A 12,394-nucleotide genomic window follows, 5' to 3' on the forward strand; every position below is an offset into this window, starting at 1 on the left:
GATTGCTAAAATAAATAAGCTCGGAAAGTACAACACTTTAATTCAAAAGTTTTTCATTATGCCTATTTTTGATAATATCATGGGTGATATCAAACAGGTAATAGTTGTTAGAACTGACCTTGAAATGGGAAAAGGAAAGATTGCTGCACAAGTAGGACATGCTTGCGTTCTTGGAGCAGAACATGTGAGAAAATCCCATCCTGAATGGTATGAACAATGGTGGAGTGGACAAGAAAAAGTAGTGGTCAAAGTTTCTGGTATCAAAGATTTGCAAGAAGTAAAGAGACACGCAATTGATTTGAATTTACCTTGGTCTGAAGTTACTGATGCAGGACATACTCAAATTGCACCTGGAACCACTACGTGTATTTCAATTGGTCCTGCCCCTGAAAATCTTATTGACAAAGTGACTGGAGATTTGAAGTTACTCTAGATATTTTGGAATAAGATATAACAAGGAAAATATTATTTTTATACAGTGAAAAAGCGAACTAAAGGAATTCTTGCATTTGCATTTTTAGGTGGAATTATGGTTACTTCAGGTGTTACAATTGCAATTCCTGGACTTGATCCTGGGGAAAACACTCCTGAGATAACAATTACTGGAACTCCTGCAGATAATTTCCCTGATGCAGATCGTCCCAGATTTTGTGGCTCAGGTAATGCAAAGTCTACTGATTTTGTAACAGAGTACTCGATTCCAACAGAATGTACTAATCCTCTGGCAATTGTTACTGATTATGATGGAAATGTTTGGTTTACACAAACAAATACTGGTAAACTAGCAAAATTTGATCCTAACACTGAAACATTTACTGAATATGATAATCCTACATGGCCAAAAAATGGCCGTTCAATGATGTGGGGAATTGATTATGCACCTGATGGCTCTGTATGGTTTACTGATGAAACATTTGACTCTGTATGGAAATTCTCAACATTTGATGAAAAGTATGATAGACTTGGATATCCTTCTGAAGGTGATTCTTTGCCTCAAAGGCTACAAGTTGATGGCTCTAAAATTATAATTAATGATTTTACAGGAAACAAGATTACCTTTTTGGATCCAAACCAATCAAGTGAGGATGTAAATTATCTTAGCATTCCTTCTCCAGTAGATGATTCTGTTACTGCTGATTTTACAGTAGATGCAGAAAACAATGTCTGGTTTACAAACTGGTTATTCCAACAAGGTGGCATTCTAGTAAAATTTAATCAAAATGGATATTTTGATTCTGTTGCAAATTATAATGAGCAACTTTTACCTTTACTTGACTTTATTGAAATCTATCAACTGCCTGTACAACTGCTAACACCAAATGGGGCTGTTGTATCTGATGATGGAAAAATTTGGTTAGCTGACACCACTTCATCTTCTTTCTTTAGTTTTGATCCAATAACAGAAGAATTTACACAATACTCTACTGCAGATCCACTGCTAAGCACATATGGAAATCAAACAGGAGTTATCAAAAATCCTATCTCTAGACCTTATTGGATTGATACTGATAATCAAGGTAGAATTATTTTTAATGAACAAAATGCAAATAACATATCTGTGTTTGATCCAAAATCACAATCTCTTGTAGCATACCATGTTCCATCTAAGAATCCTTACTGGGGTGATTGTGATCCTGGAACTGGTATGATGCTTGCTGATTGTGGTCTTGCTCAAATCTTCGATTTTACTGTGCATGGGGAACAAATTTGGTTTACAGAGTGGGTGGAAAACAACATTGGAGTAGTTGATACATCTATCCCATTACCCTTAGAATTACAATTGGGCTCAGAAACATTGTCCCTTTCTAGTGGAGAAGTAGAACATGTCACTGCCTTGGTATATCCTAAAACAACTGCCTCTATTGGTGCCTCTGTAATTTTGGCTCCTACTCATGATTTCATAAAAACAGTTCTAACTCATGATAGTACTGAGACATTTCAATTAAATTCTAATGGGTCACAAACAATCCATTTTGATATAATTGCTACAGATGATGCAGTCTCTGGAACCTACAAGATCTTAGTTGGTGTCCAGACATCTGATGTTGCTATTGGAAAATTCATTACAGTGACAATAGAGTGATACCTGATTTAGATTACCAAATAGGCATTTCTGTTTATAGCACAAAGTTTGATGGTATTGGAGGAAAAATACGTATTATTCCAGAAGATTTTGAAGTATCTGAAAAAATTTTAGAGAAAACTCAAAATGCAATTAACCAAGAAGAAGGCTATGCAGTTTACAAACTAAAAAAGAAAAGAATCGATACTAATCATGCATTATCTGATATATTTAGAAAGAAAGGTATCCGACTAAAATCTCTAGGATTAAAAGACGCATCAGCAATCACTGAACAATTTGTTTGCGCTGGAAACAAAGGAAAAGCAATTGAAAACTTTTCAACTGAAAAATATTCTTTGGAAAAAGTAGGTTTTGTAAAAAAACCTCTATCAAAAAAAGACATGATTGGAAATCATTTTAAAATTAAAATCTCTGAATGTGGTGATGGACTATCTTCTTTTGCAGAGTCTGATAAGGTTCTAAATTTTTATGGCTATCAGCGCTTTGGCTCAAAACGACCTGTAACCCATCTTATAGGAAAAGCAATTCTACAAAGAAATTTTGAGAAGGCAGTTGAATTGATTTTGTCTTTTACTTCTTCATATGATTCAAAAGAAAACAATGAAATTCGCCAAAAACTTGCTGACAAGCAAAATTACAAACAATACTTTGATCAGGTTCCTTCACAGATGGATATTGAAAGAATTGTTCTAAAAGAAATGATTGAACATAATGATTATTTTCGTGCAATACGAGCAATCCCCTTATCCTTACGAAGATTTTACATCCAAGCATATCAATCATTTCTCTTCAATCAATCCCTAAGTGCTGCATTTACTGATGGTGAAAATCTCTTTGAAGCAGAATCTGGCGATGTGTGCTTTGATTTTAAGGGAATTATCGGTAAATTTATCAAAGGATTGGATCAAAATTTGGCACTACCTTTTGTTGGTTATTCGTATTACAAAAAAACCAGATTTGATTATCAAATATCTCAAATATTAAAACAAGAGGGGATAACTCCTAAAGATTTTTTCATAAAGGAAATGCAAGAAGTAAGTAATGAAGGTGGCTTTAGACAAGCAGCAATACATTGTACTGATTACTCCTCAAATGAAAATTCAGTAGAGTTTACCTTGTCCAGAGGCTCTTTTGCAACAATTCTATTGCGGGAGATAATGAAACCCTCTGATCCTATTTCAGCAGGCTTTTGAGATCTAATAGGTATATTTTCTTAGGTGTGTTTAAGTTGATGTATTTTTGAAATATTTTTAGTCATGGAGAAATCCTACATGCTAATTAGTTGTGAAATCGGAGAGGAGCAATCACTATTATCTCAACTAAAAGATATTCCCGAAGTCAAAGACTGTTTGGTAACTTTTGGTAGCTATGATGTGGTAGTTGAATTTGAAACTGAATCTCAGTCACAAATGAATGATGTAATTACTTCTAAAATTAGGAAATTAAAAAATATTCGAAGTACTATCACACTTCGTGCAATGAGCTAATCTCTCTTTATTATCCTAATAATTCCTCCTACTATTGCAACGACTATGCCAACAATTGCTGTTTGCATTCCATATGTTATCCAATCTGGATTTGAATACATGAATGACGATTGAGGTCCAACAATTGATTGCCCTTGAAGATGAAAAATTATTCCTAGTATTGCTATGATTCCCCCAATTATTACTAAAATTATGCCTCCTCTCATAACGTGATATCCTAAATTACCCTAAAAAGGGTAAAGAGAATTGATAATTTGACCAAATGATTTTTGGATTTGATCTTTAATGACTTTTTTTTGATTCAATCAAGTGTATAATTGGACAAATTCTTATGAATCAAATGAGCACAAATATCTGGGTCTGATTCTATTTGGAGGCTCAGCATCTTTAGCAGTAATATTATTCTTAATCTTTCATCCTCAAATTGATGAAATTAATCGACAATCTCCAATTATTATCAATATAATGTTCATCCCTGCAATGGCTGTTGGTTTTCTATATGGTGTAAAAATTACCGAGCGTGCAGTAAAGCCTTCTGAAATACGCAGTCCTCTAAAACGTTCAATTGTAAAAATTTTCTTGTTTTTCTTTGTAATTGGTGGAATGTTTAGTTCTGTAAACTTTGCAATCAATGGAGGTAGCATAATGCCAGAGGTTTCAATTTTCGAAGATGGATTACTAACCTGGCTCAACAGCTTTATTATTGCAAATGGCGGTGCCACATTTCTAATTATAACCAGTATTGCATTAATGGCAGCAGCTACTAAAAGAATAGTTGGCATGAATTCTGGATTCTTAAATAGAATGGTAACTTCAGTTGGAACTTTTATTTTCTTTACAATGTTAGTTCTTAGCTTTACAAAATCAGATCCTACTTCGTCAGGTGTCTTTTTGTATACTTTTTATCAAGCAGGAATTGTTGGTGGTGCATTTTTTGCAATGAATAGACTAACAAAGAACCAAAACATGTTAGAAGACTTTTCAAACGGATTTTAGAAATTATTCATCTAGATCTACATAAATTCCTGAGATTGGATTGTTAATTCTGTCCCAGTATTTTTCACAACCATTTGTCTTGAAATCATTTGCCTTGCATTCGTTAAAATGTGCTGTATTTGCTCTTTGCATATTGTCTGCAATTAACACGTCGTCTGCCATAAAAAGTCCCATTATTCCAATTACTGCTAGTGAAGCTGCAACTGCAATCATGGCATATCCTACTTGTGCATGATTGTGGGGATCTTTCATTTACAAAAAATCAATTACCCTTGAATTTAATCTTTTCAAGTTCATATTTTGCGATCAATTTTATATCACTAGGTAATTTTTTTGGAAAAGCTGAAAAGATAGTTCAACAAAATATCCTCATTGAGCATTCAAATTCTACAATATGAGTTCCTAGGCCCTATTCCACTTGATGAGTGGGGACCCCCTATGGAAAAATTGGTGTTTCTAGTAATGTCTAGAGATAAGGATAGATTCAATATTCTCTATGTTGATGACTGTGAAAAGACTAGTGATAAATCATTTTTTGTTCAGCACTCAGGATTTAAATGCTGGATTGAAAAATCTGGCTCTGAAAAATTACTTTATCTTGCAATATTGCCTTTGTTTGAGGCAAGTAGGGAGCACCGAGAAAACGTTCTAAATAAGATCAAAATGCATTATAACCCTCCTTGTAATGCTGGCGAAATTGTTGAACCACAACCTGATTATGTTGTAAGGAAATCAAAAGACTCTGCTGAAAAATTTTCTTGCCCTTGTTGTGGCTCTGACATGAAAGCAGAACAATTCTTAGAAAAGTCTACACTGTATAGGTGCAGCAGCTGTGGAATTAGTGACACCAAACTTAACTCTTGACTTTATTTTGAACATCAAACAGTTGAAGTGTTAACAAATCAATTGCTTTTTTCAAGTGCCCAAACTCGTTAATTGAGTGAATTTGACCTTCAACTAGTGCTCTCATGATTTTGATCGAATTTTTTTGAAAGTCATCTGACGCAACAATTTCCATGGCATTAATTTTTGATAATAAATTGTCTAATTCTTTTATCATCTCGTCAGATGGTTTGTGTTTTTCCATGAGTATTTGAAATTATTTTGATATATGAATCGTTACAATAACTCTTCATCAATTTCTTGTATTGGATCCAAATACTGCTGACAAGTACATGTGGGAATCTGACATTTTCCCATTTTAATTAATGAATTGCTTTGATCATTTGGAATATGTGCCTCATCTGTATGGTGACATCTCTTACAATTCATATCAACAACTCCCCGTTTTGATATTTAACTGTCTAAGGGATTAAAACTGCTCTAGCTTCAATTTTTGAATCTTTTAATTTTTTGAGAACTTCATTTGCCTTCTCTAAAGGAAATATTTCTGTAATAACTTCAATATTTTCTTCATCACATACCTTGATTACTTTTTCCATGTCTGCAGTTGAACCAATCAACGTCCCCCTGATGGTTTTTTCTTCAAATGCCATGAATGCAGGATTTTTGCCCACTGTTGCAATAACAATTAGTCCTCCTTTCTTTACTGACTTGATTGCAGTATCTGTAACCACATCTGCAGGTGCAAAAACAATTGCTGCATCAAGCATTCCATGTTTCTCTTTTAATTTTTCTAAAAATCCCTCTTGATTTTCAGAAAATGTCATGGCATCAATTGCGCCCAATCTTTTTGCAATATCAAGGTGGTTTTGTGTTCTTGAAACTGCTATTACATCGCAATCTTTTATCTTTGCAAATTGCACTGCCATGTGTCCTACTCCCCCAATTCCAAAAATTCCAATTTTTTTATGAGATTCAGGCTCTGCAGCTTTTACTGCTTTGTATGCTGTGATTCCTGCACAAAATAATGGTGCCGCATATTCTGGTTTCATATTTTCAGGAACTTTTGTTGCAAAATCTTCGGTGACTGTAATGTATTCAGTATACCCTCCTTTGAAGGATTCACCCGTAATTGTTGATGATTCGCAAAGATACTCTTTTCCTTCTTTACAATACTGGCATTTTCTACATGCTTCTAATAATGGGGTTATTCCTGCTCTGTCCCCCACTTTAAATTTTGTAACATTCTCTCCAATCTCTATTACTTTGCCTACAACTTCATGTCCTGGGACTGTTGGTAGTTGTGGGGGAATACCAATATCTTGCCAATCCCCTTCTATTCCATGAAGTTGTGAATGACAAACTCCACACGCTTCAATCTTTAATAAAATCTCATTTGGTCTTTGAATCTCATGTCTGTCAATTTGGGTTAATTTTAGAGGATTTTCCTCAATTACTCCGCACTTTTCAAGCACCATCGCCCGCATTGTATCCATAGAATTCTGATTTTTTTAAAGAATTTTAAGATTAGCTCTATTCATTAGAAAAATAAAGGACATTAATTATCTATTTTTATGCCTAAAATCAGTGATGAGGATAGGGAAAGAGTAGAATTACTTCGTCTTGTGTCAAGTTCAAAAAATGAATTCAAAGAACTTACTCTTGAACAACTTAAACGATTACAAGAATTAGTTGAAAAGAAAGATTACAGCCATGATAAAAAAGCCCATAAATCCAAAGTAAAACTATTGGGAAAAATTAATGTCAGAATTTATGAATTAACAGAAGGAAGAGGAATTTGGGGTTGACCAATTAACTACAAATATCAAAACAAATCTGAAAAACCGTGGTAGAAAATAATTTAATTCATGAAACCAGTCCTTATCTTCTTCAACATGCCCGTAATCCTGTTGATTGGTATGGTTGGAATGATGATGCATTAAAAAAAGCCAAAGATGAGAACAAACCCATCTTTCTTAGTATTGGTTATAGCTCTTGTCATTGGTGCCACGTTATGGCTCATGAATCATTTGAAAATGAAGAAGTTGCACAATTTATGAATGAGAATTTTGTAAACATAAAGGTAGATAGAGAAGAACGTCCGGACATTGATGATATTTATCAAAAAGTTTGTCAGATTGCAACTGGTCAGGGAGGATGGCCTTTGAGTATTTTTCTAACTCCTGATCAAAAGCCATTTTACGTTGGGACATATTTTCCTGTATTGGATTCATATGGTCGTCCTGGATTTGGAAGCATTTGCAGACAACTTGCACAAGCTTGGAAAGAAAAACCAAAAGATATTGAAAAATCCGCTGACAATTTTCTTGATGCACTAAATAAAACTGAAAAAGTTTCACTCCCTTCAAAATTAGAGAGAACCATTCTTGATGAGGCCGCAATGAATCTATTCCAATTAGGAGATTCTACATATGGGGGATTTGGGTCTGCACCAAAATTTCCAAACGCTGCAAATGTTTCATTCTTGTTTCGTTATGCAAAACTGTCTGGGTTATCCAAATTTACAGAATTTGGGCTCAAAACTCTCAAAAAAATGGCAAATGGAGGAATATTTGATCAAATTGGGGGTGGTTTTCATAGGTATGCTACTGATACAAAATGGCTTGTACCTCATTTTGAAAAGATGCTTTATGACAATGCCTTAATTCCTGTAAATTATGCCGAAGCATATCAAATCACAAAGGATCCATTTTATCTAGATGTTTTGAAAAAAACTTTGGATTTTGTATTGCGTGAAATGACTTCTCCTGAAGGTGGATTTTATTCTGCATATGATGCAGACTCTGAAGGCGTAGAAGGAAAATTCTATGTATGGAAGAAAAGTGAAATTAAAGAAATTCTTGGTGATGATGCAGATATTTTTTGCCTTTATTATGATGTCACTGACGGTGGAAACTGGGAAGGGAATAATATTTTGTGTAATAACTTGAACATTTCTACGGTTGCTTTTAATTTTGGAACTACCGAAGAAAAGGTTAGGGAAATTCTTCAATCATGTTCTAAAAAATTACTTGATGTACGTTCCAAGCGAACTGTCCCTGGTTTAGATGACAAAATCCTTGTTTCGTGGAACTCTTTAATGATTACCGCATTTGCAAAAGGATATCGTGTAACAAACGATTCTAGATACCTTGATGCTGCAAAAACTTGTATTTCATTTATTGAAAATAACATGTTTTCAGGAGACAAGTTACTAAGAACATACAAAAACAAAACTGCAAAAATTGATGGTTACCTAGAAGATTATTCTTATTTTGTTAATTGTCTTTTGGATGTATTTGAAATTGATCCTGACCCAAAATATCTGAAACTTTCTATCAAATTAGGCCATCATTTAGTGAATCACTTTTGGGATCCCGAAAACAATAGCTTCTTTATGACATCTGATAACCATGAAAAACTAATCATTCGACCAAAGAGTAATTATGACTTGTCTTTGCCCTCTGGAAATTCTGTTTCTGCATTTGTTATGTTGCGATTATACCATCTGTCTCAAGAACAAAAATTCTTAGAAATTACTACAAAGATTTTGGAATCTCAGGCACAAATGGCTGCTGAAAACCCATTTGGATTTGGATATTTACTAAACACACTTTCTATTTATTTAGAAAAACCAGTTGAAATCACAATTATTAACACTGAAAATTCTCAATTGTACCAATCAATTCTTTTAGAATATTTACCAAATTCTATTATTGTTGCAATACCAAATTCTAACCAATTATCTGCACTATCTCAATATCCTTTCTTTGCTGGAAAATCTTTTGAGGATGAAACTTCTGTATTTGTTTGCAAAAACTTTACTTGTTCATTACCACTGCACACAATTGATGAGATAAATTCACATCTTTAGATTTTTTGCAAATTCACTTCAATTGTATTTCCGACTTGAGGTCTTCCCATTCCTTCATATCTTGATTTTGGCATTGCAATTGTGATTTGGGTCTGTTGATACGATTTGATATTCACAGTTGGTTGTGCTTGTAATATTGCTTCTAACAATGGCATTACTTGCTCTTTTGTTTCTGAATCAAGCTTTTTTGAAACATTTTCAATGATCATTTGTTTTTGTGATATTGGTTCAGTTGAAACATTCTCAATTAATGTTAACTGTACTACTTGACCATTATCTACTATCTGTGTGATTCTAAATTCATTTGTTGCTGACAACACATTGCTAGATTTTCTTTGTGATTTATCTTTAACGAATTGAAAAATATAGTGCTACAACTGCCGTAATTACTGCCGAAGCTGTGCCTACCCAAAAAATTAACTTACTCCCATCTACTTTCATATTTCTGCAATTAGTACTCAGAATTAAATTGTATTGTTTTTTTAAAATATTTTTTTATAATCCTTAATCTTCATCTTTTAATGACTCTTCTTCACTAGTTTCTGCTTTTTTGGGCTCAATTATTGCCTTTTTTATTAATGCAGCTCGATTTTTCATAATCTCGTTAAATTCCCTCATGTCTTCCAAACTTGGTGTCTGTTGTTGGTTTTGATATGCTTGTAGAAATCCCGAGTATACGCACCCTGTGATGATTCCAAAAGATGTATCTGGTATAGATTCTACTTCGGGAACAAAATTTTCTGCAATCTGTGTATATGCTTCTGATTCACTAATGTAGTAATCAATTAGGCTGTCAATGAAATCTCTGTTCTCTTTTGAGATTGCCATGCTATTCTTTATCTCCTGTTTATTTAACTGTCGTTGGTTAATCGTTTATTTATTCATGGATTAATTTTTAGATGTTGTGGAAGCTAGAACTAGATGAAGAATATTTTCGCATATACGATTCTAAAAAATTGATTGCTGGATATTTCGATCCTGACTATGGTGATATTTTTCCAAAAGAAAATTCTGAACAAATAATTTCAACAATGCTAAAAAACCATGACAAGATTTGCAGAGGCATGATGATGGTTCCTTTTGTAAAATTTGGATTGTTTGATAGAGATTTAGATACTAGTCTTTCAAATGTTCAAGAAAATGTCGATAGAGTGAATCAGCATTTACAAAAATGGAATGCTACTTTATCTGAACTAAACTGTAAATTTCATTCCGTCAGAATATCTCATACTGATCAAGATATGCTTACTATAACTTTTCCAATTTTGTTCTCACAACCAACTCCTCTCAAAAAAGAGGAATTAATCAAAGAACTCTTCCCTACTTTAGATTTGTTGCAGAAAAAAGGTTTGTTATAATTCTGCCTGAATATCTGGTAATTCCAATATATGCTGATAATGTAAGAATTAACAAAATAACTGTACCTATAGGAAACTCTGGCACTGCTGCATATTCTTCAGATTCTGCAATCAATGTATAATCATTGATTCCGTTAGTTTGAATTTTGTCTGGAACTGATAATAAAAAGAATGCACTATCTTCTGCTCGTAGATAATCTGGTTCGGGATTAACTTTTGATACTGCAACAACATTTCCCTGTTTGTCATAAAGTGTTGCAATCACAGAAATTGTGTTTGCTGTAATCTCTCCATTATTTGCAACAATTCCCGTAATCATGATATTATTATGATTGTCCCTTGTTAGCTTTGATTCAGTAATGTCGATGACCTGACTTTTTGGATGGCTAATCTCATAGTCTAATTCCAAAGAATAGGACTTCGTATTTTTTGCTTCATTGTTTGTTAAAATCAGATCAAATGGCCCTTTCATTCCTGGCATTACTGTATTTACCAACGACTTTGTCTCCTTTTTTTGAATTATCTTCTGGTTTTCATCAAACAAAGAAATTTGTACGTTAATTTGATTTAGAGGCACTTCTAAATTATTTACAATTTCTCCTACTATGTGAAATGAACCATCATCTCCAATGTATTGCTGGTCATTTTGTATGTAGACATCTGCAAACGCTAGTGGTATTATACTTGCAAAAATAATCCCAGTCATGAGAATTTTTTCCATAACTATTCTTTGTATAGTTCTTTAAAGTAGTTTTTGTGATTTTGATTTTTATCTAAGGAAGGTGGTCTATTTTCCACTTTTTAGCCTCGTTTATGCAGTTAAACCACTCTACTTCTGTTTCATCTGAATCAAATTCTCCTAAATCATTTTTGAATTCTTCATCACATTTACTTGCCATATTTTCTGCTACTTGGATGACCTTTTGTGTCAATCCACTTTGAGGGGCTTCAAACTTTGCATCTTCATCATAATTTTTGATACCTGTTTTTGCTGAATAAAATTCCACTAAACCTTGTAATTCATATTCAACTGACTCTTGGAACTGTGTATCTGATCTTATTTTAGCTGATTCATCCCCTGTTTCTATCCATTTGATATATTCTGAATCACTTGATAGTTGTGTTTCTGATGAAATCTTTAGTAATTCTACTGAACTCTCAAACAATTCTGGAGGTGAAAGTTCATCGTATTTTGAAATTATTTCCTTGAATTCTTTCAAGTGTTTATCATAAAACTCTAGCAACTCTTCTTTTGTTATGTCTCCTTCTTCCCATTTTGTTTTTTCAGAATAAAATTTAATTTGTAAATCTTTTACATCTTGTTGAATTTGTTCTAATTCTATTCCAAATTGTAATCCTTTTTGTTTATTCTGCTCAACTGAATAATTGTATCCTGCTATTGCACCAATAATGCTAATTGCAATTATGCCAATTATGATATTTTGAATTTTCTTTTTTTTCAAAGATAGTCTACATAATTTCCATTTTCGTCTAATTTTAACTCAATCGTAAATTCTGTGCCACTGATAAAAGAGTCATTACGAGTTGATCTTACCCGTCCTATCACTAATTCGTAAGGCCAAATCTCTACTACAATTGAGCCTATTTTTGCAGTTGGCGTCTCTGTTATTTCCATATCTTCTCGTTTTACTCCATGTCTTTCTAGCATGTGGATGGCATGGTCTAAAAGTGGTTTAGGATTATTGTAATTTAGAACCCATACTGGTGCCTTGTAATCAATTTTCTGCAATTT

Annotated in this window: 19 protein-coding genes; 9 read left to right on the forward strand and 10 right to left on the reverse strand. The window is 33.4% G+C overall.

Annotated elements, in window-relative coordinates; genetic code table 11:
- Nucleotides 1–79: 79 nt before the first annotated feature.
- The 4 genes from pth2 (at nt 80) to C6989_RS05240 (ending at nt 3,570) form a co-directional block, all read left to right on the forward strand.
- Nucleotides 80–433 (forward strand): peptidyl-tRNA hydrolase Pth2, encoded by a 354-nt coding sequence (pth2, locus tag C6989_RS05225; RefSeq protein ID WP_182126527.1) that lies wholly within the window; start codon nt 80–82, stop codon nt 431–433.
- A gap of 45 nt (nt 434–478) precedes the next feature.
- The gene (locus C6989_RS05230; protein WP_182126528.1) at nt 479–2,083 is read left to right on the forward strand and encodes a Vgb family protein; all 1,605 of its coding nucleotides are present in this window, start codon (nt 479–481) and stop codon (nt 2,081–2,083) included.
- The gene (truD, locus tag C6989_RS05235; RefSeq protein WP_182126529.1) at nt 2,080–3,276 is read left to right on the forward strand and encodes a tRNA pseudouridine(13) synthase TruD; all 1,197 of its coding nucleotides are present in this window, start codon (nt 2,080–2,082) and stop codon (nt 3,274–3,276) included. Before C6989_RS05230 ends, truD begins: the two co-directional genes overlap by 4 nt.
- Before the next feature lie 63 nt (nt 3,277–3,339).
- Nucleotides 3,340–3,570, forward strand: a complete 231-nt coding sequence (locus C6989_RS05240; protein ID WP_182126530.1) for an Lrp/AsnC ligand binding domain-containing protein — start codon at nt 3,340–3,342, stop codon at nt 3,568–3,570.
- On the opposite strand, the gene C6989_RS05245 is transcribed toward C6989_RS05240, so the two are convergent.
- Nucleotides 3,567–3,776, reverse strand: a complete 210-nt coding sequence (locus C6989_RS05245) for a hypothetical protein (protein WP_182126531.1) — start codon at nt 3,774–3,776, stop codon at nt 3,567–3,569. The genes C6989_RS05240 and C6989_RS05245 overlap by 4 nt on opposite strands.
- A 103-nt stretch (nt 3,777–3,879) precedes the next feature.
- Between C6989_RS05245 and C6989_RS05250 the strand changes: the two genes are divergently transcribed.
- Nucleotides 3,880–4,566 (forward strand): hypothetical protein, encoded by a 687-nt coding sequence (locus C6989_RS05250; protein ID WP_148703024.1) that lies wholly within the window; start codon nt 3,880–3,882, stop codon nt 4,564–4,566.
- Between the two features lie 3 nt (nt 4,567–4,569).
- On the opposite strand, the gene C6989_RS05255 is transcribed toward C6989_RS05250, so the two are convergent.
- Nucleotides 4,570–4,818 carry a hypothetical protein gene (locus C6989_RS05255; RefSeq protein WP_148703025.1) on the reverse strand — a complete coding sequence of 83 codons (249 nt, stop codon included), beginning with the start codon at nt 4,816–4,818 and terminating at the stop codon, nt 4,570–4,572.
- 120 nt (nt 4,819–4,938) lie between these two features.
- Between C6989_RS05255 and C6989_RS05260 the strand changes: the two genes are divergently transcribed.
- Complete coding sequence (locus C6989_RS05260) at nt 4,939–5,430, forward strand: hypothetical protein (RefSeq protein WP_182126532.1); 492 nt, start codon at nt 4,939–4,941, stop codon at nt 5,428–5,430.
- On the opposite strand, the gene C6989_RS05265 is transcribed toward C6989_RS05260, so the two are convergent.
- The 3 genes from C6989_RS05265 to C6989_RS05275 are packed head-to-tail and all read right to left on the reverse strand — an operon-like array spanning nt 5,420 to nt 6,905.
- Nucleotides 5,420–5,653 (reverse strand): hypothetical protein, encoded by a 234-nt coding sequence (locus C6989_RS05265; protein ID WP_148703027.1) that lies wholly within the window; start codon nt 5,651–5,653, stop codon nt 5,420–5,422. The two genes, C6989_RS05260 and C6989_RS05265, sit on opposite strands and share 11 nt — an antisense overlap.
- Nucleotides 5,654–5,685: 32 nt before the next feature.
- Nucleotides 5,686–5,838: a hypothetical protein gene (locus tag C6989_RS05270; RefSeq protein ID WP_182126533.1), complete on the reverse strand. Its 153-nt coding sequence runs from the start codon at nt 5,836–5,838 to the stop codon at nt 5,686–5,688.
- 32 nt (nt 5,839–5,870) lie between these two features.
- A complete protein-coding gene (locus C6989_RS05275) occupies nt 5,871–6,905 on the reverse strand; it encodes an alcohol dehydrogenase catalytic domain-containing protein (RefSeq protein ID WP_182126534.1) in 1,035 nt (344 codons plus the stop codon).
- A 78-nt stretch (nt 6,906–6,983) separates the two neighbouring features.
- On the opposite strand from C6989_RS05275, the gene C6989_RS05280 reads away from it, so the two are divergent.
- Together C6989_RS05280 and C6989_RS05285 are read left to right on the forward strand one after the other, a co-directional pair.
- Nucleotides 6,984–7,217, forward strand: a complete 234-nt coding sequence (locus tag C6989_RS05280) for a hypothetical protein (RefSeq protein WP_148703029.1) — start codon at nt 6,984–6,986, stop codon at nt 7,215–7,217.
- Nucleotides 7,218–7,255: 38 nt separating this feature from the next.
- The gene (locus C6989_RS05285) at nt 7,256–9,283 is read left to right on the forward strand and encodes a thioredoxin domain-containing protein (RefSeq protein ID WP_182126535.1); all 2,028 of its coding nucleotides are present in this window, start codon (nt 7,256–7,258) and stop codon (nt 9,281–9,283) included.
- On the opposite strand, the gene C6989_RS05290 is transcribed toward C6989_RS05285, so the two are convergent.
- Both C6989_RS05290 and C6989_RS05295 read right to left on the reverse strand, forming a co-directional pair.
- Nucleotides 9,280–9,600, reverse strand: a complete 321-nt coding sequence (locus tag C6989_RS05290) for a hypothetical protein (RefSeq protein ID WP_182126536.1) — start codon at nt 9,598–9,600, stop codon at nt 9,280–9,282. The genes C6989_RS05285 and C6989_RS05290 overlap by 4 nt on opposite strands.
- Nucleotides 9,601–9,787: 187 nt before the next feature.
- Entirely contained in the window at nt 9,788–10,111 is a 324-nt protein-coding gene (locus C6989_RS05295; protein WP_148703032.1) for a hypothetical protein, read from the reverse strand.
- A 71-nt stretch (nt 10,112–10,182) separates the two neighbouring features.
- Between C6989_RS05295 and C6989_RS05300 the strand changes: the two genes are divergently transcribed.
- Entirely contained in the window at nt 10,183–10,641 is a 459-nt protein-coding gene (locus C6989_RS05300) for a hypothetical protein (protein ID WP_182126537.1), read from the forward strand.
- Here C6989_RS05300 and C6989_RS05305 read toward each other — a convergent pair.
- The 3 genes from C6989_RS05305 to C6989_RS05315 all read right to left on the reverse strand — a co-directional run bounded on the left by C6989_RS05305 (nt 10,604) and on the right by C6989_RS05315 (nt 12,391).
- Nucleotides 10,604–11,347, reverse strand: a complete 744-nt coding sequence (locus tag C6989_RS05305) for a DUF3426 domain-containing protein (RefSeq protein ID WP_237087734.1) — start codon at nt 11,345–11,347, stop codon at nt 10,604–10,606. The two genes, C6989_RS05300 and C6989_RS05305, sit on opposite strands and share 38 nt — an antisense overlap.
- Nucleotides 11,348–11,414: 67 nt before the next feature.
- Complete coding sequence (locus C6989_RS05310) at nt 11,415–12,104, reverse strand: hypothetical protein (RefSeq protein ID WP_182126538.1); 690 nt, start codon at nt 12,102–12,104, stop codon at nt 11,415–11,417.
- Nucleotides 12,101–12,391 carry a 6,7-dimethyl-8-ribityllumazine synthase gene (locus C6989_RS05315; RefSeq protein ID WP_148703036.1) on the reverse strand — a complete coding sequence of 97 codons (291 nt, stop codon included), beginning with the start codon at nt 12,389–12,391 and terminating at the stop codon, nt 12,101–12,103. Before C6989_RS05315 ends, C6989_RS05310 begins: the two co-directional genes overlap by 4 nt.
- Between the last annotated feature and the right edge of the window lie 3 nt (nt 12,392–12,394).

Source organism: Nitrosopumilus sp. b2 (genome assembly GCF_014078535.1).
GTDB lineage: Archaea > Thermoproteota > Nitrososphaeria > Nitrososphaerales > Nitrosopumilaceae > Nitrosopumilus > Nitrosopumilus piranensis.

Excerpts from the sequence above, each read along its gene's own strand:
- pth2 (WP_182126527.1), top strand. The coding sequence starts at position 80 with ATGGGTGATATCAAACAGGTAATAGTTGTTAGAACTGACCTTGAAATG.
- C6989_RS05240 (WP_182126530.1), top strand. The coding sequence starts at position 3,340 with ATGGAGAAATCCTACATGCTAATTAGTTGTGAAATCGGAGAGGAGCAA.
- C6989_RS05245 (WP_182126531.1), bottom strand. The coding sequence starts at position 3,776 with ATGAGAGGAGGCATAATTTTAGTAATAATTGGGGGAATCATAGCAATA.
- C6989_RS05255 (WP_148703025.1), bottom strand. The coding sequence starts at position 4,818 with ATGAAAGATCCCCACAATCATGCACAAGTAGGATATGCCATGATTGCA.
- C6989_RS05265 (WP_148703027.1), bottom strand. The coding sequence starts at position 5,653 with ATGGAAAAACACAAACCATCTGACGAGATGATAAAAGAATTAGACAAT.
- C6989_RS05270 (WP_182126533.1), bottom strand. The coding sequence starts at position 5,838 with ATGAATTGTAAGAGATGTCACCATACAGATGAGGCACATATTCCAAAT.
- C6989_RS05275 (WP_182126534.1), bottom strand. The coding sequence starts at position 6,905 with ATGGATACAATGCGGGCGATGGTGCTTGAAAAGTGCGGAGTAATTGAG.
- C6989_RS05280 (WP_148703029.1), top strand. The coding sequence starts at position 6,984 with ATGCCTAAAATCAGTGATGAGGATAGGGAAAGAGTAGAATTACTTCGT.
- C6989_RS05295 (WP_148703032.1), bottom strand. The coding sequence starts at position 10,111 with ATGGCAATCTCAAAAGAGAACAGAGATTTCATTGACAGCCTAATTGAT.
- C6989_RS05300 (WP_182126537.1), top strand. The coding sequence starts at position 10,183 with ATGTTGTGGAAGCTAGAACTAGATGAAGAATATTTTCGCATATACGAT.
- C6989_RS05305 (WP_237087734.1), bottom strand. The coding sequence starts at position 11,347 with ATGACTGGGATTATTTTTGCAAGTATAATACCACTAGCGTTTGCAGAT.